This window comes from Rhizobium sp. BG4, assembly GCF_016864575.1.
In the GTDB taxonomy this organism is placed as follows: domain Bacteria; phylum Pseudomonadota; class Alphaproteobacteria; order Rhizobiales; family Rhizobiaceae; genus Rhizobium.
In genome coordinates this window covers 461592-483416 of the sequence record NZ_CP044125.1, presented here as the reverse complement: position 1 = coordinate 483416, position 21825 = coordinate 461592, and the positions used below count along the sequence as shown (strand labels likewise).

The 21825-nt window shown below is 61.4% G+C and carries 19 protein-coding genes, 1 pseudogene and 1 other annotated feature; of the genes and pseudogenes, 8 read left to right on the top strand and 12 right to left on the bottom strand.

Annotated elements, in window-relative coordinates:
* The 8 genes and pseudogenes from F2982_RS02605 to F2982_RS02575 form a co-directional block, all read right to left on the bottom strand.
* The gene (locus F2982_RS02605) at nt 1-330 is read right to left on the bottom strand and encodes an HNH endonuclease (RefSeq protein ID WP_130282736.1); all 330 of its coding nucleotides are present in this window, start codon (nt 328-330) and stop codon (nt 1-3) included.
* Nucleotides 331-432: 102 nt separating this feature from the next.
* Nucleotides 433-1068, bottom strand: coding sequence for a DNA topology modulation protein FlaR (locus F2982_RS02600; protein WP_246777497.1), 636 nt, complete (start codon nt 1066-1068; stop codon nt 433-435).
* A 38-nt stretch (nt 1069-1106) separates the two neighbouring features.
* The gene (locus F2982_RS02595) at nt 1107-2465 is read right to left on the bottom strand and encodes an esterase-like activity of phytase family protein (RefSeq protein WP_203429140.1); all 1359 of its coding nucleotides are present in this window, start codon (nt 2463-2465) and stop codon (nt 1107-1109) included.
* A 45-nt stretch (nt 2466-2510) separates the two neighbouring features.
* Entirely contained in the window at nt 2511-3584 is a 1074-nt protein-coding gene (locus F2982_RS02590; protein WP_112718778.1) for an adenylate/guanylate cyclase domain-containing protein, read from the bottom strand.
* A gap of 74 nt (nt 3585-3658) precedes the next feature.
* Nucleotides 3659-4804: a ribonuclease D gene (gene rnd, locus F2982_RS02585; protein WP_203429139.1), complete on the bottom strand. Its 1146-nt coding sequence runs from the start codon at nt 4802-4804 to the stop codon at nt 3659-3661.
* Nucleotides 4805-4901: 97 nt separating this feature from the next.
* On the bottom strand, nt 4902-5024 hold the full coding sequence (locus F2982_RS32005; protein ID WP_281438208.1) for a hypothetical protein: 123 nt from the start codon (nt 5022-5024) through the stop codon (nt 4902-4904).
* Nucleotides 5014-5241: an amino acid transporter gene (locus F2982_RS02580; protein ID WP_112718776.1), complete on the bottom strand. Its 228-nt coding sequence runs from the start codon at nt 5239-5241 to the stop codon at nt 5014-5016. The genes F2982_RS32005 and F2982_RS02580 overlap by 11 nt, the downstream gene beginning before the upstream one ends.
* Before the next feature lie 65 nt (nt 5242-5306).
* Nucleotides 5307-6697: pseudogene (locus F2982_RS02575) on the bottom strand (multicopper oxidase family protein).
* A 243-nt stretch (nt 6698-6940) separates the two neighbouring features.
* Here F2982_RS02575 and aspS point away from each other — a divergent pair.
* Complete coding sequence (aspS, locus tag F2982_RS02570) at nt 6941-8731, top strand: aspartate--tRNA ligase (protein ID WP_203429138.1); 1791 nt, start codon at nt 6941-6943, stop codon at nt 8729-8731.
* A 93-nt stretch (nt 8732-8824) separates the two neighbouring features.
* Nucleotides 8825-8880: a sequence feature (sul1 is cis-regulatory element that is thought to sense ions involved in sulfur or methionine metabolism; They are found in Alphaproteobacteria), on the top strand.
* 68 nt (nt 8881-8948) lie between these two features.
* Nucleotides 8949-10436, top strand: a complete 1488-nt coding sequence (locus F2982_RS02565; RefSeq protein ID WP_203429137.1) for a SulP family inorganic anion transporter — start codon at nt 8949-8951, stop codon at nt 10434-10436.
* A 55-nt stretch (nt 10437-10491) separates the two neighbouring features.
* Here F2982_RS02565 and F2982_RS02560 read toward each other — a convergent pair whose 3' ends face one another.
* Nucleotides 10492-11679 carry a hypothetical protein gene (locus tag F2982_RS02560; RefSeq protein WP_199628804.1) on the bottom strand — a complete coding sequence of 396 codons (1188 nt, stop codon included), beginning with the start codon at nt 11677-11679 and terminating at the stop codon, nt 10492-10494.
* A gap of 217 nt (nt 11680-11896) precedes the next feature.
* On the opposite strand from F2982_RS02560, the gene parC reads away from it, so the two are divergent.
* Together parC and F2982_RS02550 are read left to right on the top strand one after the other, a co-directional pair.
* Nucleotides 11897-14155 carry a DNA topoisomerase IV subunit A gene (gene parC, locus F2982_RS02555; protein WP_203429136.1) on the top strand — a complete coding sequence of 753 codons (2259 nt, stop codon included), beginning with the start codon at nt 11897-11899 and terminating at the stop codon, nt 14153-14155.
* Between the two features lie 168 nt (nt 14156-14323).
* A complete protein-coding gene (locus tag F2982_RS02550) occupies nt 14324-14782 on the top strand; it encodes an SRPBCC domain-containing protein (RefSeq protein ID WP_112718770.1) in 459 nt (152 codons plus the stop codon).
* Nucleotides 14783-14850: 68 nt separating this feature from the next.
* Here the strand turns inward: F2982_RS02550 and F2982_RS02545 are convergent, their stop codons facing one another.
* The 3 genes from F2982_RS02545 to hemB form a co-directional block, all read right to left on the bottom strand.
* A complete protein-coding gene (locus F2982_RS02545; protein WP_203429135.1) occupies nt 14851-15627 on the bottom strand; it encodes an arginyltransferase in 777 nt (258 codons plus the stop codon).
* A gap of 167 nt (nt 15628-15794) precedes the next feature.
* Nucleotides 15795-16253: an RDD family protein gene (locus F2982_RS02540; RefSeq protein WP_199628801.1), complete on the bottom strand. Its 459-nt coding sequence runs from the start codon at nt 16251-16253 to the stop codon at nt 15795-15797.
* Between the two features lie 71 nt (nt 16254-16324).
* Nucleotides 16325-17338, bottom strand: coding sequence for a porphobilinogen synthase (gene hemB, locus F2982_RS02535; RefSeq protein WP_203429134.1), 1014 nt, complete (start codon nt 17336-17338; stop codon nt 16325-16327).
* 132 nt (nt 17339-17470) lie between these two features.
* On the opposite strand from hemB, the gene F2982_RS02530 reads away from it, so the two are divergent.
* The 4 genes from F2982_RS02530 to glyA all read left to right on the top strand — a co-directional run bounded on the left by F2982_RS02530 (nt 17471) and on the right by glyA (nt 21820).
* Complete coding sequence (locus F2982_RS02530; RefSeq protein WP_199628799.1) at nt 17471-17908, top strand: DUF6163 family protein; 438 nt, start codon at nt 17471-17473, stop codon at nt 17906-17908.
* A 130-nt stretch (nt 17909-18038) separates the two neighbouring features.
* Nucleotides 18039-18554 (top strand): MarR family winged helix-turn-helix transcriptional regulator, encoded by a 516-nt coding sequence (locus tag F2982_RS02525; protein WP_112389587.1) that lies wholly within the window; start codon nt 18039-18041, stop codon nt 18552-18554.
* 448 nt (nt 18555-19002) lie between these two features.
* The gene (locus tag F2982_RS02520) at nt 19003-20310 is read left to right on the top strand and encodes a L,D-transpeptidase family protein (protein ID WP_112718764.1); all 1308 of its coding nucleotides are present in this window, start codon (nt 19003-19005) and stop codon (nt 20308-20310) included.
* A 211-nt stretch (nt 20311-20521) separates the two neighbouring features.
* On the top strand, nt 20522-21820 hold the full coding sequence (gene glyA, locus F2982_RS02515) for a serine hydroxymethyltransferase (protein ID WP_112718762.1): 1299 nt from the start codon (nt 20522-20524) through the stop codon (nt 21818-21820).
* Nucleotides 21821-21825 lie beyond the last annotated feature (5 nt).

The following is a 21825-nucleotide window of genomic DNA, read 5'->3' as shown; positions in this document are numbered from 1 at the left end:
TCACCGCCGCAGACCGCTTTTCCGCGTCCCGTCGTAGAAGCCCGGCGGCTTCTTGCGCACCCAGGCGACGAATTTCCGGATGGCCGGATGTTCCAGCAGCTGCGGGATCGTCGGATAGGATTTCTCCAGCTCCGCTTCCGAGAACAGCGCATGGATCTGGCGGTGGCAGATGCGGTGCAGCACCTGCGTCTCACGCCCGCCGCGGCTCTTCGGCACCAGATGATGCTCGTCACGCTGATCCTCCGGCACGACGCGCCCGCAGAGCGGACAGATCGCCGGCGCCGGGGCCTCGTACCAGGACTTCACCTCGCGATCGCGCTTCCTTGCCATGAGGATACCCTTGAGCTGGCGGGCAAGGTATCGCCCGGGAGGGGCTCTGTCATCACATGGATCGCGTGGAGATGCGGGTTCGATGCCGCTCGTTATCTGATCCTAAGCCACAGTGCGTCGCCATTCGGCAATCGCTGACGCGCCCTCCGTCGCGCTTCTGATGCGCCAGACGCGCAAAGCGCTCGCGGCGGCGAGCTGAGCGGTGATATCACTTTGAAATCTGGTGCGATTTCGCAGGCTTCGTATCGCAAATCCGTATTGCTGCCACGGCCAATCGACATTGCCATCGGGAAGCTCCGGTCGCGTCTTTCCGAGATTGCGGAGGGGCCGTGCAAACAGGCGCCAGGCTCTCAGCCATTCAGGAGGATCTAGCCACATGACGCCGTCGGCGTATTTGATGGCTTGAGGCAGCAGGCTTGGGCCGCCTTCCAGAATCCAGCTGCGGCCCTGAATGACATCTGAAAGCGCTGCCGCGATTTCGGATTGCGGGCGGCGTTTCCACTCGCTGGTAAGTTTGATGGCATCATAGGAAATGAGGGGAATGTCAGGACGTGCCGCCGCCAGCTCTCTGGCAAAGTGGCTCTTGCCGGTCCCATTTGCACCGGTGACGATCAGCCTCTGCAACTTCATTGTCTTGACCAAGCAAAGAGCAATTTTCGCGGGATGCCCGCGCATCACTACGCGATTCCGGCGGCAGCGCAATGATATCGCCCAATACAAAAAGAAGCGCCCGGCCATGGCCGGACGCTCCCCGTTTTGCAAGCCGGATCCGGCGCTTACTTGGCGTTCAGGAAGTCGCCGACTTCGAGCAGGCTGAACTCGTTGTTGTCGGCCTTGTCGACGGCGCGGCCGGCCGAGAAGGGCAGGTTGTTGTCGTTGCCGATGATGATATGCGTGGCATCGACGCGATCGACATTCTCGATCGTTACGAACGGCATGTCGTAGACGCCATCCTTGCTGCCGGCCTTCTTCTTGTTGTCGGGGTCCTTGATGTTGAGCAGGTCGATATAGCCGATCTTGCGGACGGCCTTGCCTGCGTTGGCATCGTTGAACTCGATCTTGTAGACGCGCTTCAGCTCGGCCGGAGCCTCGAAGCAATCCGGCTTCGGCTGCTTCGGATCGGCGCAGGCCTTGTCCTTCGTGCCGGCGCCGTTGTCGCGTTCGATGACGAGCGCGGTCGTTTCGTCCAGCATGTTGAAGTCGCCGATCGAGGCGCCCTTGTCTTCGAACGGGTAGAACCAGCTACGGCCGGTCCACTTCTTCGAGGCGACGTCGAACTCGATGACGCGGATCGCCGTGTGGCCGTCAACCGTCTCCATCTTGCCGTCGTCCTGATAGAGCGCGCCTTCGAGCAGGCCGTAAAGCTTGCTGCCGTCCTTCGACATGGCGAGACCTTCGAAACCGCCGGAGCGCTTCAGGTTGAAGACCGGGTTCTTGCCGACCGGCGTGCCCGGCAGCTGGATCAGCGCGTTGTCGGGCGAGATGACCGGCTTGCCGTCGACGGTCGTCGGAATGACGTCGGTGAGCTGACCCTTGGTGTCGAACTTCAGGAGGTAAGGACCGAACTCGTCGCCGAGCCAGAAACCGTCGGCGACCGGCTGCACGGATTCGATGTCGAAATCGGCGCCGGTCAGGTACCGCTTGTCCGAGCCTTCCATGACGATCGGGAAGGGGGCGATCTTGTTGGGATCGGAGAGGAACAGGTTCTCGACGACGTCAGCCTTGTTCGTCGCCCAGTCGAACTTCATCCGGTGCAGGAAGAGCATCGAGTCCGACGAGGTGAACTTTGAGCCGAAGCCGTTGTCCGAGAGGGTCCAGAAGGTGCCGTCGGGCATCGTCTTGATGCCGGAGAAGCCCTGGATCGGCTGGCCGTCGAACGGCAGCTTGATATCGGTCACGCGGGCGCCGTCCTTGCCCGGCACGGTGCCGAGCGCCTCGGTGCGCTTGCGATCCGACGTGGTGAACTTGCCGGAATGCTTGAGAAATTCAGGGGCATCGGCAGGAGCCGGCGTCATCGTGTTGGCAGGCAGGATCGCCTGTCCAGCAAGAGTGGCGGTAAATTCCTGCTGGTCGGCCGAAGCGGACGTCGCAATCAAAAGAAACAAGGAAACGGAAGCGAAAAGAGCTTTTTTCATGGAGACCCCCAAAAAATGAAGTGGCGGTCCCGATTAGCAGCCGATCTATGTCGCCGAATTGACGGTTGAGTGAAGCTTTGGTGACTGTGCAGAGGCCGGGATGGCCTGGGCGAGCGCCATGACGCCAAGCCCCTGGCCGCGGCCCTTCAGTGCGTGCATGCCGAGATCCTCGGCATTGACGAAGTCGGGCAGCGTCATCCGGTTGGCGAGCTCGCTGGAAATGAGGATCGGCCGGTTCAGCGTCTTGCAGAGCGATTCAAGCCGCGAGGTCGTGTTCACCGTGTCGCCGAAATAGGTGATCTTGTGGTGATCGACGCCGATTTCCGCAGTGATGACGAAACCGCCGTGGAGCGCTGCGCGCAGCCGCGGCACCTGCCCATACTGCTTCAGCCAGCTTGGCGCCTCTTTCTCGATCGCGTTCAGGATATCGAAGACGCAGCGCACGCAGCGGCCATTCTTCATGCCGCGGGCAAGCGGCCAGGTGATGATGGCGGAATCGCCGACGTAATCGTCGATCGTGCCCCTGTTGCGGCGCACCGGTTCGGCAAAGGCGGCAAACAGCGAATTCAACATCTGCTGGGCACGCAGGTCGCCATGCTTCTCGGCGAAGGGCGTGGAATCGACGAGATCGACGAACAGGAAGATGCGCTCCTCGCTGACCGGATTGCGGTAGCGGCTGGTCAGCATCGCCAGGAACACGTCTCGCCCAAGCAACTCGCGCACCCGCACGACGAAGATGATCGCCGCGCAGACGACGAGCGCATACATGAAGACGTTGAACGGCAGGATGGTGGCCTCGATCCACGAGGTCGGCTGGATGGCGCCGACGGCGCGCAGGAGAACGCCGGCAACGGCAAAGCCGGCGCTCATCAGCACTTCGTAGATGAAAAGCTGCGCCAGGAAATAGGTGAACGTCGGCAGCTTCTGGATGCGCCGCGACAGCCCGCGCAGGATCGCCTTGCGCTCGAAGGCGAGGATCGGCATGCCGATGAACAGGGCAAAGGTGGCGCCGATGAACGGCCGGCTGTCGCCGTAAAACAGCACGTCGTAGAGCACGCCGCTGCCAGCCATGACCAGCGTCAAAAGCAGCCAGTTCTGGACCGGAGAAATTTCCCGCATGCGCCATCGCCTTGATTTGCCTGATAGTGTCCGGCGATGTAGTCGCCGGTCAAGGCATTTCGAAGGCGGGCAATTTAGAGAAGGACGGTATCGACCTTGCGCCCGGCAAAGCGCAGCGCGATTTCGCCCTTGATGAGCTGCAGCGCAGGCTCGCCGAACAGCTCGCGGCGCCAGCCGTGCAACGCCGAAACCTCGGCCTTCTCGCCTTCGGCAGCAATCTTGTCGAGATCTTCGCTGTTGGCGATGACTTTTGGCGCCACGCCATGCTTTTCGGAGATCAGCTTCAGCAGGACCTTGAGGAGCTCGACCGCGGCGGCTGCACCTTCCGGCGCTTGCGTGTGACGCGGCACATGCGGCATGTCGGCCTTCGGCAGCGCCAGTGCTTCGTTGACGGCTTCGAGGACCGCAGCGCCGGAGGACGAACGCTCCCAGCCCTTCGGAATCGTCCTGAGACGTCCGAGCGCTTCCGTATCCTTCGGTTGCTGCTGGGCGATCTCGTAGATCGCGTCGTCCTTCAATACGCGCGAGCGCGGCACGTTGCGCGAACGCGCCTCGCGTTCACGCCAAGCGGCAACATATTTCAGGATCGCCAGTTCCTGCGGCTTGCGCAGGCGCATCTTCAGGCGCTGCCAGGCATCGTCAGGGTGGAGATCGTAGGTCTCGCGCGCTTCGAGGATGTCCATCTCCTCGGAAAGCCAGGAGGAGCGGCCTTCGCGGGCGAGCTCGTCCTTGAGATAGAGATAGACGTCGCGCAGATGCGTGACGTCGGCCAGCGCGTAATCGAGCTGCTTTTCGGAAAGCGGGCGGCGGCTCCAGTCGGTGAAGCGCGACGACTTGTCGATCTGCACGCCCTTGGTGCGGCTGACCAGCTGGTCGTAGGAGACGCTGTCGCCGAAGCCGCAGACCATGGCGGCGACCTGCGTGTCGAAGATCGGATGCGGGATCAGCCCGCCACGGTTGAAGATGATTTCGATATCCTGCCGCGCGGCGTGAAAAACCTTGAGGACGGCGGTGTTCGCCATCAACTCGAAGAATGGCGTCAGATCGATGCCCTTCGCCAACGGATCGACGATGACTTCTGTCGTCGGGCTCGCCATCTGGATCAGGCAAAGCTCCGGCCAGAAGGTCGTTTCACGCAGAAACTCGGTGTCGATCGTGATGAAGTCAGACTTGGCCAGCTCTTTGCACGCGGCCGCCAAATCGGCGGTGGTTTCGATCATATCAATTCATTCACAAGGAAAAAGGTCGGTTAACCTTCCTTCTCCTTTCGAAGAGATATGTCAATACGTTGAACCGGTGCGTGTTGCGCAGAAGCCGCTATTTGCCGGGACGCATTTCATCCTTGCCGCGCTTGTTGCGCGTGGCATAGAGCGCAATGAGGCCGAAGATCAGCCCGCCTACAGGCATGATCAGAAAATTGATGAACTGATCAGTTGTCATTTCTCAATCCTCTCAGTGTGCCTCTTGCCGTCAAATGTAATGCACCCGAGGCCAGAAGACAAATAACGGCGATCATGCGGATGGTTGTCGAGGTCGTCCCGGTTGCGCCGAGGCTTGCAATCGTCGGAGCAAAGGAGCCGACCGCGAAGACGGCAATGGCAATGCCATTGAGGAAGGTCGCGGTAAGTTTGGTTCGCTCGTTTTCTACAAGGCTCATACTGGATTGCTCGAAAGGTGTTTCTTACACCTTGATACAATCTATGCGCTCATCGTGCAATCGCCCTAAGCAACCCTGACGTAGCTCGTCATGCCCGTCTTCTGATGCTCGATGATATGGCAATGCAGCAGCCAGTCGCCGGGATTGTCGGCGACGAAGGCGAGCTGCACCTTTTCGTCTGGCTGGATCAGGTAGGTGTCGGAGATAACAGGCATGACTTCGCGCGTTGAGGACGAGATGACCTTGAAGCTCATGCCGTGCAGATGGATCGGGTGCAGGTGAGGGGTGACGTTCTCAAGCTGGAAGATGTAGCTCTTGCCCTGCTTGAGTTCTGCGAGCGGCGCCGTCGGATCGGCGGTATCGCCCGGCCACGGCACCTTGTTGATGGCCCAGAAGCTGTAGCCCAGCGTGCCGCAGATGCTGTCGACGGGCGCGTTCTCGGCGGTGGCGCTCAGTATCAGTGGGATCTTTTCCGCCGAGGAAAGATCGGCCTCCGGCACCGGATTGGCGGCAATCCCGCCTAGATCGGCGACGTCGCGCTTCAGCGACTGGCCGGTGGCGCGCAGCTTCGCGAGCGTCTTTGGCGTCGTGCCGCGGATGTCTTCGAGCGTCGCGACCGCGCCTTCGCTGTCGGGCATGCGCACGGCGAGGTCCAGACGCTGGCCGGGCCGAGCTGCAGAAGCTCGAGCGGAAAGCGCTTCGGGACCGGATTGCCGTCGATGGCGATGACGGTGGCCTCGCCGCCTTCCATCTTCAGCGAATAGATGCGGGTGACATCGGTGATCGCGATGCGCAGCCGCACCAGCCCGCCGGCCGGCGCGTCATATTGCGGCTCCTGATGCCAGTTGGCGGTGCGCACCGTGCCGTAGGTGCCGGTTTTCGCCGCATCGCGCGGCCGGAAGGGGGCGATGAACTGCCCGTCGCCGCCAAGCCGCCAGTCGCGCAGGTTGAGCACCACTTCCGCATCGAAGAGAGGATCGGCCGCGTCCTCGACGACGATGACGCCGGTCATGCCGTGACCCATCTGCGTCAGCGTGTTGCAATGCGGGTGATACCAGAAGGTGCCGGCATCCGGCGGCGTGAAATTATAGTCGAAGCTGTCGTTGGTATAGACGTAGGGCTGCGTCATGAACGGCACGCCGTCCATCCTGTTGTCGATGCGCAGCCCATGCCAGTGGATCGTCGTCGGTTCGTCGAGAGTGTTCGTCAAGCGCGCCGCATAGGGCTTGCCGCGCTGCATGCGCAATACTGGCGGCACGCCCTGGTCGCCCCACGTCATGATATCCTTGGTCGGGCCGAATTCCGTCAGTACGGCCTCGGTCTTCACCGCCTTCAACAGCTGCGGCTCGGGTGCGGCCTCGGCAAAGCCGAACTTCCCGGCGACACCGATCCCGACGCCGTAAGCACCGGCGACGGCTGAGGCTTTGAGCAGATTTCGGCGGGTGAGGAGGGGCATGCGAGGCTCCGGCAGCTGATATGCGCCATCTTTAAAGTTGACTGGCGGTTTCATCAATAAGCAAATACCGGCCAAACTGCCGCAGTGGCGGTGGCAATAAACCGCCGTGAAACCGGCCCGCTCTCGCGCCAAGTCTTGACAAATCAGACCGTCCATGCGCTTGTCCGCCCGATTTTCTTGTCGGCGCTTGAGGGTGGAAATTTGCCCTTGCAGCCGTCTCAGCAGACATCGGGAATAGAGATTATGCATCGCTACCGCAGCCACACCTGTGCCGCCCTCCGCAAGTCGGACGTCGGCTCGACCGTCCGGATTTCCGGTTGGGTTCACCGCGTTCGTGACCATGGCGGCGTTCTCTTCATCGATCTTCGCGACCATTATGGCATCACCCAGGTCGTTGCCGATCCGGATTCTCCGGCCTTCAAGACCGCCGAAGCCGTTCGCGGCGAGTGGGTCATCCGCATCGACGGTCTCGTGAAGGCCCGTACGGAAGACACCGTCAACAAGAACATGGCAACCGGCGAGATCGAACTCTACGCCCAGGAAATCGAAGTTCTGGCCGCTGCCAAGGAACTGCCGCTGCCGATCTTCGGCGAGCCCGATTATCCTGAAGACGTTCGCCTCAAGTACCGCTTCCTCGACCTGCGCCGCGAAACGCTGCACAAGAACATCGTCAAGCGCACGCAGATCATCTCGGATATCCGCAACCGCATGGCCTCGGCCGGCTTCGGCGAGTACACGACGCCGATCCTGACGGCATCCTCGCCGGAAGGCGCGCGCGACTTCCTCGTTCCGAGCCGTATCCATCCCGGCACCTTCTTCGCGCTGCCGCAGGCGCCGCAGCAGTACAAGCAGCTGCTGATGGTTGCCGGTTTCGACCGCTACTTCCAGATCGCGCCGTGCTTCCGCGATGAAGATCCGCGTGCCGACCGCCTGCCGGGCGAATTCTACCAGCTCGACGTCGAAATGAGCTTCGTCACCCAGGAAGATGTCTGGGATACGATGGCCCCGATCATCACCAACGTGTTCGAGCAGTTCGCCGAAGGCAAGCCGGTCACCAAGGAATGGCCGCGAATTCCCTATGACGTCGCTATCCGCAAATACGGCTCCGATAAGCCGGACCTGCGCAACCCGATCGAGATGCAGGCCGTCACCGAACATTTCGACGGCTCCGGCTTCAAGGTTTTCGCGGGCATGATCGCCGCAAACCCGAAGGTCGAAGTCTGGGCGATCCCGGCCAAGACCGGCGGTAGCCGCGCATTCTGCGACCGCATGAACGCCTGGGCGCAGTCGTTGGGACAGCCGGGTCTCGGCTACATCTTCTGGAAGGAAGAGGACGGCAAGGTTGCCGGTTCCGGCCCGCTTGCCAAGAACATCGGCGAAGAGCGCACCGAAGCCCTGCGCATTCAGCTCGGCCTTGAAGCAGGCGACGCCGCCTTCTTCGTCGCCGGCGAACCGGCAAAGTTCTACAAGTTCGCAGGCGAAGCCCGCACCAAGGCCGGTGAAGACCTGAACCTCGTTGACCGCGACCGGTTCGAGCTGTGCTGGATCATCGACTTCCCGTTCTACGAATGGAGCGAGGAAGACAAGAAGGTCGACTTCGCGCACAACCCCTTCTCGATGCCGCAGGGCGGTCTCGAGGCACTGCAGACCAAGGAGCCGCTGTCGCTCAAGGCCTACCAGTACGACGCCGTCTGCAACGGCTTCGAAATCGCCTCGGGCTCGATCCGTAACCAGTCGCCGGAAGCCATGGTCAAGGCCTTCGAACTGGTCGGTCTCAGCCAGGCGGATGTCGAAGAACGCTTCGGCGGCATGTACCGCGCCTTCCAGTACGGCGCGCCTCCGCATGGTGGTTGCGCATTCGGCATCGACCGCATCGTCATGCTGCTGCTCGGCGCCAAGAACCTGCGCGAAATCACGCTGTTCCCGATGAACCAGCAGGCGCAGGACCTCCTGATGAACGCGCCGTCGCCGGCAACGCCGAAGCAGCTGATGGAACTGTCGCTGCGCGTCATGCCGCAGCCCAAGAAGGACTGAGCTTTCCTTCGCTAGAGTTCGAAAAGCCCGGCTATATGCCGGGCTTTTCATATTGCGCAGTGCCAAAGCTGCTTTTATAGTCCGGCCATTCGCCCCGGACCCGGTGAAACTCCGGGTGGCTCTTCTGGCCGCCGATCCGCCAGACAACGCACAACATCTTCCAATATGTTGAACCGGACTTGCGTCCGGTCGCGCTGAACCTTGTGAACAATCCGACATGAACAAACTCTCCGCTTACAAGCGCGAATGGTTTTCGAACATTCGTGGTGACATTCTTTCCGGCATCGTTGTGGCGCTCGCCTTGATCCCGGAGGCCATCGGCTTTTCGGTCATTGCCGGCGTCGATCCGAAGATCGGGCTTTTCGCCTCGGTTGCCATTGCCTGCGTCTCCGCCATCGCCGGCGGCCGGCCGGGCATGATCTCGGCGGCGACGGCTGCAACCGCGGTGCTGATGGGCTCGCTGGTGCGCGAGCATGGCCTGCAATATCTCTTCGCTGCCACGATCCTGATGGGCATCCTGCAGATGATTGCGGGCATGCTGAAACTCGGGCGGCTGATGCGCTTCGTGTCGCGCTCGGTGATGACCGGCTTCGTCAATTCGCTGGCGATCCTGATCTTCATGGCGCAGTTGCCGGAGCTGATCGGCATGCCGCAGACGACCTATGTGATGATCGCCGCGGCCCTGCTCATCATCTACCTCTTCCCCTACATCACCAAGGTCATCCCATCGCCGCTGGTGGCGATCGCGGTGCTGACGGCGGCAACGGTCATGCTGGGGCTCGATGTCCGCACGGTCAGCGATCTCGGCGAGCTGCCGACCGGCCTGCCTGTTTTCACGATCCCGCAGGTGCCGCTGACATTCGAGACGCTGCAGATCATCTTCCCGTATTCGATCGGCCTTGCCGCCGTCGGCCTGCTGGAATCGCTGCTGACGGCGCAGATCGTCGATGATCTCACCGATACCCAGAGCAACAAGAACACCGAATGCTACGGGCAGGGGGCTGCAAACATCGCGTCGGCCCTGATCGGCGGCATGGGTGGTTGCGCGATGATCGGCCAGTCCGGCATCAATATCGCGTCGGGCGGCCGCGGCCGTTTGTCGACTTTCGTGGCCGGTGCCTTCCTTCTGATCCTGCTTCTGGTGCTCGACGATATCCTGCGCGTCGTGCCGATGGCGGCGCTGGTGGCGATCATGATCATGGTGTCGATCGGCACCTTCTCCTGGCGCTCGATCCTAGACATTCGCCGCAACCCGCCATCGTCGTCGCTGGTCATGCTGGCAACGGTCGTCACCGTCGTTGCGACCCATGATCTTTCGAAGGGCGTGCTGGTCGGCGTTCTCTTGTCGGGTGTGTTCTTCGCGGGCAAGGTCGCCAAGCTGTTCCATGTCCGCTCGTCGCTGGATGCGGAAGCCGGTATCCGGACCTATCTTGTCGATGGCCAGGTGTTCTTCGCCTCGGCGGAAAGCTTCTCCGCTGCCTTCGACTTCGAGGAGCAGGTGACGTCAGTCGTCATCGACGTCACCGCCGCGCATTTCTGGGACATCACCGCCGTCGGCGCGCTCGACAAGGTGGTCCTGAAATATCGCCGCCGCGGCATCGCCGTCGATGTCCGCGGCCTGAACGAGGCGAGCGCCAACATGCTCGACCGCTTCGCCCTGCATGACAAGGGTGATGCTGCACTGGCCTCCACCGGCTCGCACTGACAAACAAAAAAGCCCGGCATCGCTGCCGGGCTTTTCGTTTCAGCGAGGCTGAACCTTACTGGTTTGCCGTGATCTTCACGCCGAGAACGTTCGGCAGCGTGTTCGGTGCGCCCATGGCAGCGCCCATGATCGTCGGGAACGGCACGGCCTGGGCCGGTGCTGCCGAGACAGCGAAGTTCTTCGGGTCGTCGAGATAGGTGTTGACGGCGGCCGAGATCGCGTTCTGCAGCTCGGGAACGTTGAGCTGTGCGACGGCGAGCGGCGCCATTGCCTTCAGCGCGTCGCCCATCTGCTTGCCGGTCATGTTCTGCTTCGAACCGGCATATTCAAGCGCGCGCTTGGTGATCGAGGCGTCGTCGAAGCGGACTTCGGCGCTGTTGAACGAAAGCTGCTGCAGCAGGCCGAGCATTGCGAGGCCGAGAGCCTGCTGTGCTTCTTCCTTGTTCGGGTTGGCTTCCGAAGCCTTGGCGGCTTCCTGCAGCGACTTCATGAAGGCAGGCGTGTAGCCGGAGATCTTGAAGGCGAGGTTCAGGCGGCCGACATTGGTGACGTCGAAGGCGAATTCGGAAATGTCGATCGTGCCGGGGCCGAGATCCCAGGCGCCCTTCATCGTAATGTCGCCGTTGACATGCTCGAGCGCCAGCTTCTCGATCCCTTCCTTGTACTGCGGATCGGGAGCATCGGTGAGGTCTGCCTTCATGTTCTTGAAGGCGCCGTCGAAGTCGAAGCCGGATTCGTCTTCGCGCAGCGTCAGGTTCATGTCGGTCTGGCCGAGCGAGAAGATGTCCTTGCCGTCCTTAGAAACCTTGAACGGGCCGGTATGGGCCGTCTCGTAGAGCAGCATGGAATCGACGCCGTCGCCGGTTGCATCGGCCGGGATCGAGATGCCGCCGAGTTTCATGTCGCTGGCGGAGATCGTCGTGCCTTCTTCGCTGACATTGATGTCGGGGAAGGCTGCTTCCTCGATGTAGTAGCCGCCGTCTTCGTCTTCCTCGACGCCGGTCATGGTGATGTCGCCGATCTTCAGAGCATCGCCGGCCGCAGGCTTGAAGCTTGCGTTCTTCAGCGTCACGGTCGTGTCGTCGACATCGACGCCGTCAGCGACGAGCGTGCCGCCCTGGGCGATATAGGCGGCGTTGAGCTTCTTCAGCAGATCCTGGCCATCAAGGGCGAATGCGCTGGTGGCGAGCGACAGGAATGCTGCGCCGGAAAGCATAAGCCGGGTGGTCCGGTAAAAGGTCATGACGAAATCCTCTAGTGGCGGTTAAGGCTAGTCTATTGCGAAGTTGACGCGCGTTATATTGATGCGAACTCTAAATTTTAGTTGATAGGCAAAGAAAACGAAGTCCAAATGACGTGCCGATGCTTGATGGCCACATGATGTCATTCTGGTACGTCATCCACAGGCGCAAGCCTCCCGATTCCTTGCCGTGGAGAGCCTTCTAGGCTAGTCAAGGCCTATGGGACAAGAGATTTTGCCGCCCTCTGGCGGAGACGACGACAGCATCCTTCCGGTCGACCTCAAGGCTGCGCTCGAAGAGCGTTACTTGGCATATGCACTGTCGACCATCATGCACCGCGCCCTTCCTGACGTGCGCGACGGCCTGAAGCCGGTTCACCGCCGCATCATCCACGCGATGAGCGAGATGGGCATCCGGCCGAATGCGGCCTTCAAGAAATGCGCCCGTATCGTCGGTGACGTCATCGGTAAATTCCACCCGCATGGCGACCAGTCGGTCTATGATGCGCTGGTGCGTCTGGCGCAGGATTTCTCGCAGCGTTATCCGCTGGTCGACGGGCAGGGGAACTTCGGCAATATCGACGGCGACAACGCCGCCGCCTATCGTTACACCGAAGCCCGCATGACCGAAGTCACCGCGCTCCTGCTCGATGGTATCGAGCAGGACGCCGTCGATTTCCGCCCGACCTATAACGAGGAAGACGAGGAGCCGGTGGTTCTGCCGGGCTCCTTCCCGAATCTTCTGGCAAACGGCTCCTCGGGTATCGCCGTCGGCATGGCGACCTCCATCCCGTCGCACAACGTCCACGAACTCTGCGATGCGGCCCTGCATCTCATCAAGCATCCGGACGCGACGGTCGAGACGCTGGTCGAATCCTTCATTCCCGGCCCGGATTTCCCGACCGGCGGTATCATCATCGACAGCCGCGCCAGCATCGTCGAGGCCTACAAGACCGGCCGCGGCGGCTTCCGCACCCGCGCCAAGTGGGAGACCGAAGATCTTGGCCGCGGCGGCTACCAGATCATCGTCACCGAAATTCCGTTCCAGGTGCAGAAATCGCGCCTGATCGAAAAGATCGCCGAGCTGCTGCTTGCCCGCAAGCTGCCGCTGCTCGAAGACGTGCGCGATGAATCCGCCGAGGACGTCCGCATCGTTCTGGTGCCGAAGAACCGCACCGTCGATCCGACGATCCTGATGGAATCGATGTTCAAGCTCACCGAGCTCGAAAGCCGCTTCCCGCTGAACATGAACGTTCTCTCCATGGGCCGCATTCCGCGCGTCATGGCGCTGAACGAGGTTCTCAAGGAATGGCTCGACCACCGCCGCGACGTGCTGCAGCGTCGCTCGCGCTTCCGCCTTGCCGCGATCGAAAGGCGTCTCGAAATTCTCGGCGGTCTGTTGATCGCTTATCTGAATATCGACGAAGTCATCCGCATCATCCGCGAGGAAGACGAGCCGAAGCCGGTGATGGTCGCCCGCTGGGATCTGACCGAAATCCAGGTCGAAGCCATCCTCAACATGCGCCTGCGCTCGCTGCGCAAGCTCGAAGAATTCGAAATCCGCAAGGAATTCGACGAACTGACCGCCGAGAAGGCCGGCATCGAGGCGCTGCTCGCTTCCGACGAGAAGCAGTGGCAGACGGTTGCCTGGGAAATCGGCGAAGTGAAGAAGAAATTCGCCAAGGCGACCGAACTCGGCCGCCGCCGCACCCAGTTTGCCGATGCGCCGGAAGCCGACGAAGAGGCGATCCAGCAGGCGATGATCGAGAAGGAACCGATCACCGTCGTCGTCTCCGAAAAGGGCTGGATCCGCGCGCTGAAGGGGCACATCTCCGACACGGCATCGCTGACCTTCAAGGAGGGCGATGCGCTCAAGGTGGCATTCCCGGCCCAGACCACGGACAAGATCCTGATCGTCACCACCGGCGGCAAGGCCTTCACCCTCGGCGGCGACAAGCTGCCTGGCGGGCGCGGCCATGGCGAGCCGCTGCGCATCATGATCGACATGGACAACGATCAGGACGTGCTCACCGCCTTCGTTCACGATCCCCAGCGCAAGCAGCTGATCGTTTCGACGGCCGGCAACGGCTTCGTCGTGGCGGAAAGCGAGATGGCTGCCAACACCCGCAAGGGCAAGCAGATCATGAACGTCTCCATGCCTGACGAGACCAAGCTGATCGTTCCGGTCAGCGGCGATCACGTCGCCGTCGTCGGCGAGAATCGCAAGATGGTGGTCTTCCCGCTGGCGCAGGTGCCGGAAATGGCCCGCGGCAAGGGCGTTCGCCTGCAGCGCTACAAGGATGGCGGCATCTCCGACGTCCGCTGCTTCGCGATCGATGCGGGCCTGTCATGGGAAGACAGCGCAGGCCGTATGTTCAACAAGAACAAGGACGAGCTCGCCGAATGGCTGGCCGACCGCGCAACGGCCGGACGCACCGTTCCGAAGGGCTTCCCGCGCAGCGGCAAGTTCGCCGGCTGACATCGGTAACAATTTGGCGATCCGCCCTTGGCGGGCGGCTCGCTTCCTCTATCTCAGTCCTGTCACCAAAAACTGGGAACGGCTCCATTCCGAAAGGCGGACGGAATGGCCCCGCAAGGCAATGCCTTGCGGTGTGCTCTGAGCCCAAAACACGGAGGAAAAAAATCAATGTCTGCCGCCGAAAAGATCAAACTCACCGTTACGCATAGCTACAAGGCGCCGCCATCCGTCGTCTATGACGCATGGCTGAATCCTGCGATCGCCAAGCGCTTCCTCTTCGCCACCGATGACGGCCATGTCATCCGCGCCGAAATCGACGCCCATGTCGGCGGACGCTTCCTCGTCGTCGACCGCCGCCCGACCGGCGATGCCTGCCACAGCGGCATCTTCCTCGACCTTCACCGCCCGAAACGCATGGTCTTCAGCTTTTCCGTCGAAGATCACGACCACTGCACCGACCGCGTCCAGATCGACCTCGAACCGCTCGGCAGCGGCTGCCGTCTGACGCTGACGCATGAAATGTGCTCCGAATGGTCCGCTCACGAGGAAAAGACCCGCCAGGGCTGGGCGCATGTGATGGAAGGGTTGGAGCGGGAGGTCGACCAAGTCGATCGGCTGGCGAGCTAGCTTTTCGCCAAAGCTGGCGCGGCGTTGTCGTTATGCAGTGCCGCGCTGCTCACGCAGGGCAGGCCGCCTTACTCCCCGCCACTCTCTTCCAACACCGATGGATCGAAACGCTCCCAGCCGCGTGGCGTCAGATGCTCCTGTGGCTGGTAGCGGGTCTTGTAGTCCATCTTCCGCGATCCCTGCACCCAGTAGCCGAGATAGACATGGGGAAGGCCGAGCGCCTTGGTGCGCTTCACATGGTCGAGGATCATGAAGGTGCCAAGCGAGCGTCGCTCATATTCCGGATTGAAATAGGAATAGACCATGGAGAGACCGTCGCTCATCGTATCGGTCAGCGCTGCTGCGACAAGCTCGCCGCGCGGCCGGGTTTCGAGGCCGGAGCCTTCCTCGCGCCGGCGGTATTCGATGATTCGGGTATTGACGTGGGTGTCCTCGACCATGATCGCATAGTCGAGCACCGTCATGTCGGACATGCCGCCCTGCTGGTGGCGGTAGTCGAGATAGCGGCGAAACAGAGAATATTGCTCGCTCGAAGGCTGGGCCGGAAATTCGGTGGCGATCAGGTCGCTGTTATTGGCCAGCACCCGCTTCATCGATTTCGTAGGCTGGAATTCCTGTGCCAGGATGCGCACGGAAACGCAGGCGCGGCAGGCTTCGCAGGCAGGACGGTAGGCGATGTTCTGCGAGCGGCGAAAACCGCCCTGCGTCAGGATATCGTTCATTTCGGCGGCGCGGGGGCCGACGAGATGGGTAAAAACCTTGCGCTCCATCTCCTGCGGCAGATACGGGCATGCAGCCGGTGCCGTCAGATAAAACTGAGGGGATGGCGTTGACTGCGTATTCATCTGACGCGGATGGTTCCTTCGGTGACCGTCAATCTTGACAGCATGACTTAAGAATAAAAAACGTCAACAGCGCGGCCGGGTTCTCCGCGCTATCATTTTGTCGTAGCTTTTTGATATGGCGCCCCGAACCGGCCCGCAAAGGCCAGCCGGGGACTTTATTTCCGCGGTCAGGCGGTGCGGACCGTGACCGTGCCGACCAGGAAGTCGTGGATCAGGCGGCTGCGCTCGGTAAACAGGCCGACCAGAAGAATCAACGGCGTCAGCACCGAGTTCAGGATCCAGAACAACGCCAGGTGAACGATCGCCGTCAGGAAATCGAGCGGGCGTCCGTCGACGCGCATCATCTGGATGCCCATGGCGCGCATGCCGAGCGAGGCCTGCGCCGGACCGCCGACCGTGAGGCCAAAATAAATGCCCGCCACCAGCACGAAGAGCGCCGGATAGAGGAAAAAGCCGAGGCCGAGCGTGACGATCGACAGGAAGAACAGCACCACCGCTGCCGGAATGCACAGCAGCAGTACGATGATGTAATCCAGGATGAACGCAAATACCCGCCGGCTGAGCGTCCCGCTATAGGCGCGCCAGTCTTCCGGTGCGGCATAGACGGGGTTGGGGTTCAGGCTCATCTAGGGTCTCCTTTGTGAAACGATGCCACTGATATGGTGTCGGCGGCCGGAGATGCAATGATGCGCCATTTTCAGCGTTTGGCGAGCGCCCGGGCGACCTCGATCGCGAAATAGGTCAGGATGCCGTCGCAGCCGGCGCGCTTGAAGGCGAGCAGCGTTTCCATCATCGCGCGCTCGCCATCGATCCAGCCGTTTGCCGCCGCCGCCTTGATCTGCGAATATTCGCCGGAAACCTGATAGGCGAAGGTCGGCAGGCCGAAAGCCTCCTTCATCCGCCAGCAGATGTCGAGATAGGGCAGGCCCGGCTTGACCATCAGCATGTCGGCTCCTTCCTCGACGTCGAGTGCCGCATCGCGGATCGCCTCGGTGCCGTTGGCCGGGTCGATATAATAGGTCTTCTTGTCGCCCTTCAGCAGGCCGCCGGTCGAGATCGCCTCGCGGTAGGGGCCGTAGAAGGCCGAAGCGAATTTCGTCGCATAGCTCATGATGCCGACATTCTGGTGGCCGCTCGCATCGAGCGCCCGGCGGATGGCGCCGATGCGGCCATCCATCATTTCCGAAGGCGAGATGATATCGGAACCGGCATCGGCCTGCATGACGGCGGCGCGCGCCACCTGCTCGACGGTCTCGTCATTGACGATCTCGCCGCCGCGCAGGATCCCGTCATGCCCGTGGCTGGTGAAGGGGTCGAGCGCCACGTCGGTGATCACGCCGATAGTGGGCACATGCTTCTTCAGCGCCATCGTCGCCTGATTGATCAGGTTGTTGGCCTCGAGGCTGTTAGAACCCGTCTCGTCGCGCAGCTCCATCTCGATATTCGGGAAGGTGGCGATGGCGGGCACGCCGAGATCGGCGGCCTCTTTGGCGGCTTCGACGAGCTTGTCGACGCTCATCCTGACGACGCCGGGCATGGCCGGGATCGGATCGACGATGCCGCTGCCGGGCACGACGAAGACGGGCCAGATCAGGTCATCCACCGTCAGCCGGTTTTCCTGCACCAGGCGGCGCGTCCAGTCGGCCTTGCGGTTGCGGCGCATGCGGCGGTGTCCGGTAATGTCGTCGACGAGGTGGGTCTTGTCCTGCATTGTCTTGTCCCTGGCCATTCCATTTGCTGGCGCGCTCATTATCATGCCATCTTCGAAAACCAAACCGGACGATTGGCCGCGCCGCCTCATCCCGTCTGGCGAAGTGCAGAAGGCAAACATAAAGTCCGCCCCATGGAAAATGATTCTCCGGCCCTGCCGAAGCGCACGCTGACCGACCTGATGTTCATCCTCTTCCTGAGGCTGGTGGCGATCACCTGTTTCTGGTTCGGCCTGCAATATTGGGGCATGCTGGTCGGCTACTCGCTGTTCGGCGCCGGCCGCTTCGATCTGCTCAGCCTTCCCTGGAAAGTGGCGGCCACGACGCTCGCCGTCGTCTTCCCCGTCGCCTCGCTGGGGCTATGGCTCACGGTCTCCTGGGGACCGGTCGTCTGGGTGCTTGCAGCCGGCCTGCAGGTGCTGATGCACGGCTTCCTGCCGGAGACTTTCGGCTCCAACCATCTGATCGTCATCACCCATGTTCTGGTGGCCGTGATGTACCTCGCATTCCGCGTCGCGCTCTGGTTCGAGCGGCGCCGCCAGCGGCGTCAGGTAAGCGTTGATTTACCCTGATACAACGGGAGGTTTTCGGTAAGGTGCTGTTAAGCCTGCAGTTTAAGTAGAATTTTATTTGTATTCGATAGGGTCTGTCTCAAGGCGGGAAGAAAACCAACACCGCCAAACAAACAGTGAGGCAGTCATCATGAACACGAAAATCAAGCCGCAGGCGGTATCGAACTTCCGTGACCAGCAGGATCAGGACATCCGTGATCTTTACATGGAATCCCTTCATCTTGTTGAACGTCTGCACCGCCGTCTGCTCGACGTCATCAAGGACGAATTCGACCGTCAGGGCCGCAGCGACGTCAACGCCATCCAGGCGCTCCTGCTCTTCAATATCGGCAACTCGGAACTGACCGCCGGCGAGCTCCGCTCCCGCGGTTACTACCTGGGCTCCAACGTTTCCTACAACGTCAAGAAGCTCGTCGACCTCGGCTTCATCAACCACCAGCGCTCGCGCATCGACCGCCGCTCCGTCCGCATCAGCCTGACGGAAACCGGCACCGAGATCGCCGAGACGGTCGCCAAGCTCTACGAACGCCACATCACCTCGATCGACAAGGTCGGCGGCATCGGCACCGACGAGTTCACCCAGATGAACAAGCTCCTGCAGCGCCTCGACCGCTTCTGGAACGACAGCATCATGTACCGCCTCTAAGGCACAAGACCTCCTCCAAGGTCGAAGAAAACCGGATGCGTTCCCTGCGCGTCCGGTTTTGCGCGTTCGCCGCCAGCGTGTCATCTTTGCAACGCATGCCTGCCAAGCGTAATCGCCTGTATTCAGGCCGTTTTTTAGCCGTTATTAACCAGCACCGTTTACGGATTGCTATGGTTTGATGCGTGCCGTCTCCTACCGCTGGTAGGTGCCCGGAAGGGCAGGCGACACGAATTGGCCATATTGGTATGGCAGCGGAAATGCACAGCAGACGGCGCCCTCGAACAGCAGTTCACGCATTCACGCTTCCGGCTCGCAATCTTGTGATGGCTGGACGCGGAAAATCGGTGATGCGCCGCAGAACGGAATGATAGTGGTCTGCGTTATCGCGCAGTGACTCGCAAAGCCCGCGGTTTTCCTCTCAGAGCTGCGGCATTCAGTGGTTGGGACTATGTCGAAGAAAAACGGAATTGAAGCTCTCTCGCGCCGCGCATTTCTTGCCTCCGCGGCAACGTTCGGTGTCAGCGCACTGGCCGCCCCGGCATTGGCGCAGACGGCCGTCGATGCGCTGATCAATGCGCCTCAACGCGGCGACTGGGACGATCAGTTCGATGCCAAGGCCGCATCGCGCACCGCAAACGCCATCGTTTCCAATACCCCGATCCTCGGACCGCAGTCCGTTTCCAGCATGCAGCAGGCGATCGCCCAGTACCAGCAGATCGCATCTGCCGGCGGCTGGCCGACCGTCAATCCGCCGGCCGATCAGCGCCTGCAGCTCGGCGTCACCGATCAGTCGGTCCAGGCGCTGCGCCAGCGTCTCTTCGCCACCGGCGATCTTCCGCAGGAAGCCGGCATGTCGTCCTCGTTCGACTCCTATGTCGACGGTGCTGTCAAGCGCTTCCAGGCCCGCCACGGCCTTCCGTCCGATGGCGTCATCGGCGAATTCACGCTGAAGGCGATGAACATCCCGGTCGATGTGCGCCTGCAGCAGCTGAACACCAACCTGATCCGCCTGCAGACCTTCCCCGAAGATCTCGGCCGCCGTCACGTCATGGTCAACATTCCGGCCGCTTACGTAGAAGCCGTTCAGGATGGCAGCGTCGCGACCCGCCATAACGCGATCGTCGGCCGTCTGAGCCGCCCGACGCACCTTGTCAATTCGAAGATCTACGAAGTCATCCTCAATCCATACTGGACGGCTCCGCGCTCGATCGTCGAAAAGGACATCGTGCCGCTGATGCGCAAGGACCCGACCTACCTGACGCGCAACAACATTCGCCTGATCGACGGCAAGGGCAGCGAAGTCGCGCCTGAAACCATCGACTGGAATGCCGAAAAGGCACCGAACCTGACCTTCCGCCAGGACCCGGGCAAGATCAACGCCATGGCGTCGACGAAGATCAACTTCTACAACAAGAACGGCGAGTACATGCACGACACGCCGCAGCAGGGCCTGTTCAACAAGCTCATGCGCTTCGAATCCTCGGGCTGCGTGCGCGTCCAGAACGTCCGCGACCTGACGACCTGGCTGCTCGGCGAGACCCCCGGCTGGCCGCGCCAGCAGATGGAACAGGTCATCGCCAGCCGCGTCAACACGCCGATCAAGCTCGCCGAAGAAGTGCCGGTCTATTTCGTCTACATCTCCGCCTGGGGCATGCCCGACGGCATCGTCCAGTTCCGCGACGACATCTACCAGATGGACGGCAATGCCGAACTGGCGCTGGATACGACGGCGACGACGGAACAGCCGGTTCAGTAGGGGCTGGTTCTCCTTGAGTTTGGAAAGGCCGCGCGGATTGCGCGGCCTTTTTTGTTTGGCAAGACCTTTCCTCCCTCATTCCTGTGCTCGTCACAGGAATGAGGGAGGGAGGTCACCCCGCGCGTAGATTGCCCAGCAAATGTCGTTCTTCGTATTGCTCTGGCGCAAACGGAAGGCTAAAGCTGCGGCCATTCCAGTTGAGGAGCCCGCCATGACCAATGCTTCCACTCAGACCTTCTTCAATCGCAATCTTGCCGATACCGATCCGGAGATCTTCGGCGCGATCGAAAAGGAGCTCGGCCGCCAGCGGCACGAGATCGAACTCATCGCCTCGGAAAACATCGTTTCCCGCGCGGTGCTGGAAGCCCAGGGCTCCATCATGACCAACAAGTATGCCGAGGGTTACCCGGGCAAGCGCTATTACGGCGGCTGCCAGTATGTCGATATCGCCGAGGAACTGGCGATCGAGCGTGCCAAGAAGCTCTTCGGCGTCAACTTCGCCAACGTCCAGCCGAACTCCGGTTCGCAGATGAACCAGGCCGTGTTCCTGGCGCTCCTGCAGCCGGGCGATACCTTCATGGGTCTCGACCTGAACTCGGGCGGTCACCTGACGCACGGTTCGCCGGTCAACATGTCCGGCAAGTGGTTCAACGTCGTTTCCTACGGCGTTCGCGAAGGCGACAACCTGCTCGATATGGACGACGTTGCCGAGAAGGCGCGCACCCACAAGCCGAAGCTGATCATCGCCGGCGGCACCGCTTACTCCCGTATCTGGGACTGGAAGCGCTTCCGCGAGATCGCCGATGAAGTCGGCGCCTACCTGATGGTCGACATGGCCCATATCGCCGGTCTCGTTGCCGGTGGCCAGCATCCGTCGCCGTTCCCGCACTGCCATGTTGCCACGACCACGACCCACAAGTCGCTCCGCGGCCCGCGCGGCGGCGTCATCCTGACGAACGAGGAAGATCTGGCGAAGAAGTTCAATTCGGCCGTCTTCCCGGGTCTCCAGGGCGGTCCGCTGATGCACATCATCGCTGCCAAGGCCGTTGCCTTCAAGGAAGCGCTGCAGCCGGAATTCAAGGATTACGCGGCCCAGATCGTCAAGAACGCCAAGGCGCTTGCCGAAACCCTGATCGCAGGCGGCCTCGACGTCGTCTCCGGCGGCACCGACAACCACCTGATGCTCGTCGACCTTCGCAAGAAGAACGCCACCGGCAAGCGCGCCGAAGCAGCGCTTGGCCGTGCCTACATCACCTGCAACAAGAACGGCATTCCGTTCGACCCTGAAAAGCCGTTCGTCACCTCGGGCGTCCGCCTCGGCGCGCCTGCTGGCACGACGCGCGGCTTCAAGGAAGCCGAGTTCAAGGAAATCGGCAACCTGATCGTCGAGGTTCTCGACGGCCTGAAGGCTGCCAATTCCGACGAAGGCAATGCCGCTGTCGAAGGCGCCGTACGGGACAAGGTGGTGAACCTCACCAACCGCTTCCCAATGTACGACTACATCGGCTAAGGATA

Excerpts from the sequence above, each read along its gene's own strand:
- F2982_RS02605 (WP_130282736.1), bottom strand. The coding sequence starts at position 330 with ATGGCAAGGAAGCGCGATCGCGAGGTGAAGTCCTGGTACGAGGCCCCG.
- F2982_RS02600 (WP_246777497.1), bottom strand. The coding sequence starts at position 1,068 with ATGGCCGGGCGCTTCTTTTTGTATTGGGCGATATCATTGCGCTGCCGC.
- F2982_RS02595 (WP_203429140.1), bottom strand. The coding sequence starts at position 2,465 with ATGAAAAAAGCTCTTTTCGCTTCCGTTTCCTTGTTTCTTTTGATTGCG.
- F2982_RS02590 (WP_112718778.1), bottom strand. The coding sequence starts at position 3,584 with ATGCGGGAAATTTCTCCGGTCCAGAACTGGCTGCTTTTGACGCTGGTC.
- rnd (WP_203429139.1), bottom strand. The coding sequence starts at position 4,804 with ATGATCGAAACCACCGCCGATTTGGCGGCCGCGTGCAAAGAGCTGGCC.
- F2982_RS32005 (WP_281438208.1), bottom strand. The coding sequence starts at position 5,024 with ATGACAACTGATCAGTTCATCAATTTTCTGATCATGCCTGTAGGCGGG.
- F2982_RS02580 (WP_112718776.1), bottom strand. The coding sequence starts at position 5,241 with ATGAGCCTTGTAGAAAACGAGCGAACCAAACTTACCGCGACCTTCCTC.
- aspS (WP_203429138.1), top strand. The coding sequence starts at position 6,941 with ATGCATCGCTACCGCAGCCACACCTGTGCCGCCCTCCGCAAGTCGGAC.
- F2982_RS02565 (WP_203429137.1), top strand. The coding sequence starts at position 8,949 with ATGAACAAACTCTCCGCTTACAAGCGCGAATGGTTTTCGAACATTCGT.
- F2982_RS02560 (WP_199628804.1), bottom strand. The coding sequence starts at position 11,679 with ATGACCTTTTACCGGACCACCCGGCTTATGCTTTCCGGCGCAGCATTC.
- parC (WP_203429136.1), top strand. The coding sequence starts at position 11,897 with ATGGGACAAGAGATTTTGCCGCCCTCTGGCGGAGACGACGACAGCATC.
- F2982_RS02550 (WP_112718770.1), top strand. The coding sequence starts at position 14,324 with ATGTCTGCCGCCGAAAAGATCAAACTCACCGTTACGCATAGCTACAAG.
- F2982_RS02545 (WP_203429135.1), bottom strand. The coding sequence starts at position 15,627 with ATGAATACGCAGTCAACGCCATCCCCTCAGTTTTATCTGACGGCACCG.
- F2982_RS02540 (WP_199628801.1), bottom strand. The coding sequence starts at position 16,253 with ATGAGCCTGAACCCCAACCCCGTCTATGCCGCACCGGAAGACTGGCGC.
- hemB (WP_203429134.1), bottom strand. The coding sequence starts at position 17,338 with ATGCAGGACAAGACCCACCTCGTCGACGACATTACCGGACACCGCCGC.
- F2982_RS02530 (WP_199628799.1), top strand. The coding sequence starts at position 17,471 with ATGGAAAATGATTCTCCGGCCCTGCCGAAGCGCACGCTGACCGACCTG.
- F2982_RS02525 (WP_112389587.1), top strand. The coding sequence starts at position 18,039 with ATGAACACGAAAATCAAGCCGCAGGCGGTATCGAACTTCCGTGACCAG.
- F2982_RS02520 (WP_112718764.1), top strand. The coding sequence starts at position 19,003 with ATGTCGAAGAAAAACGGAATTGAAGCTCTCTCGCGCCGCGCATTTCTT.
- glyA (WP_112718762.1), top strand. The coding sequence starts at position 20,522 with ATGACCAATGCTTCCACTCAGACCTTCTTCAATCGCAATCTTGCCGAT.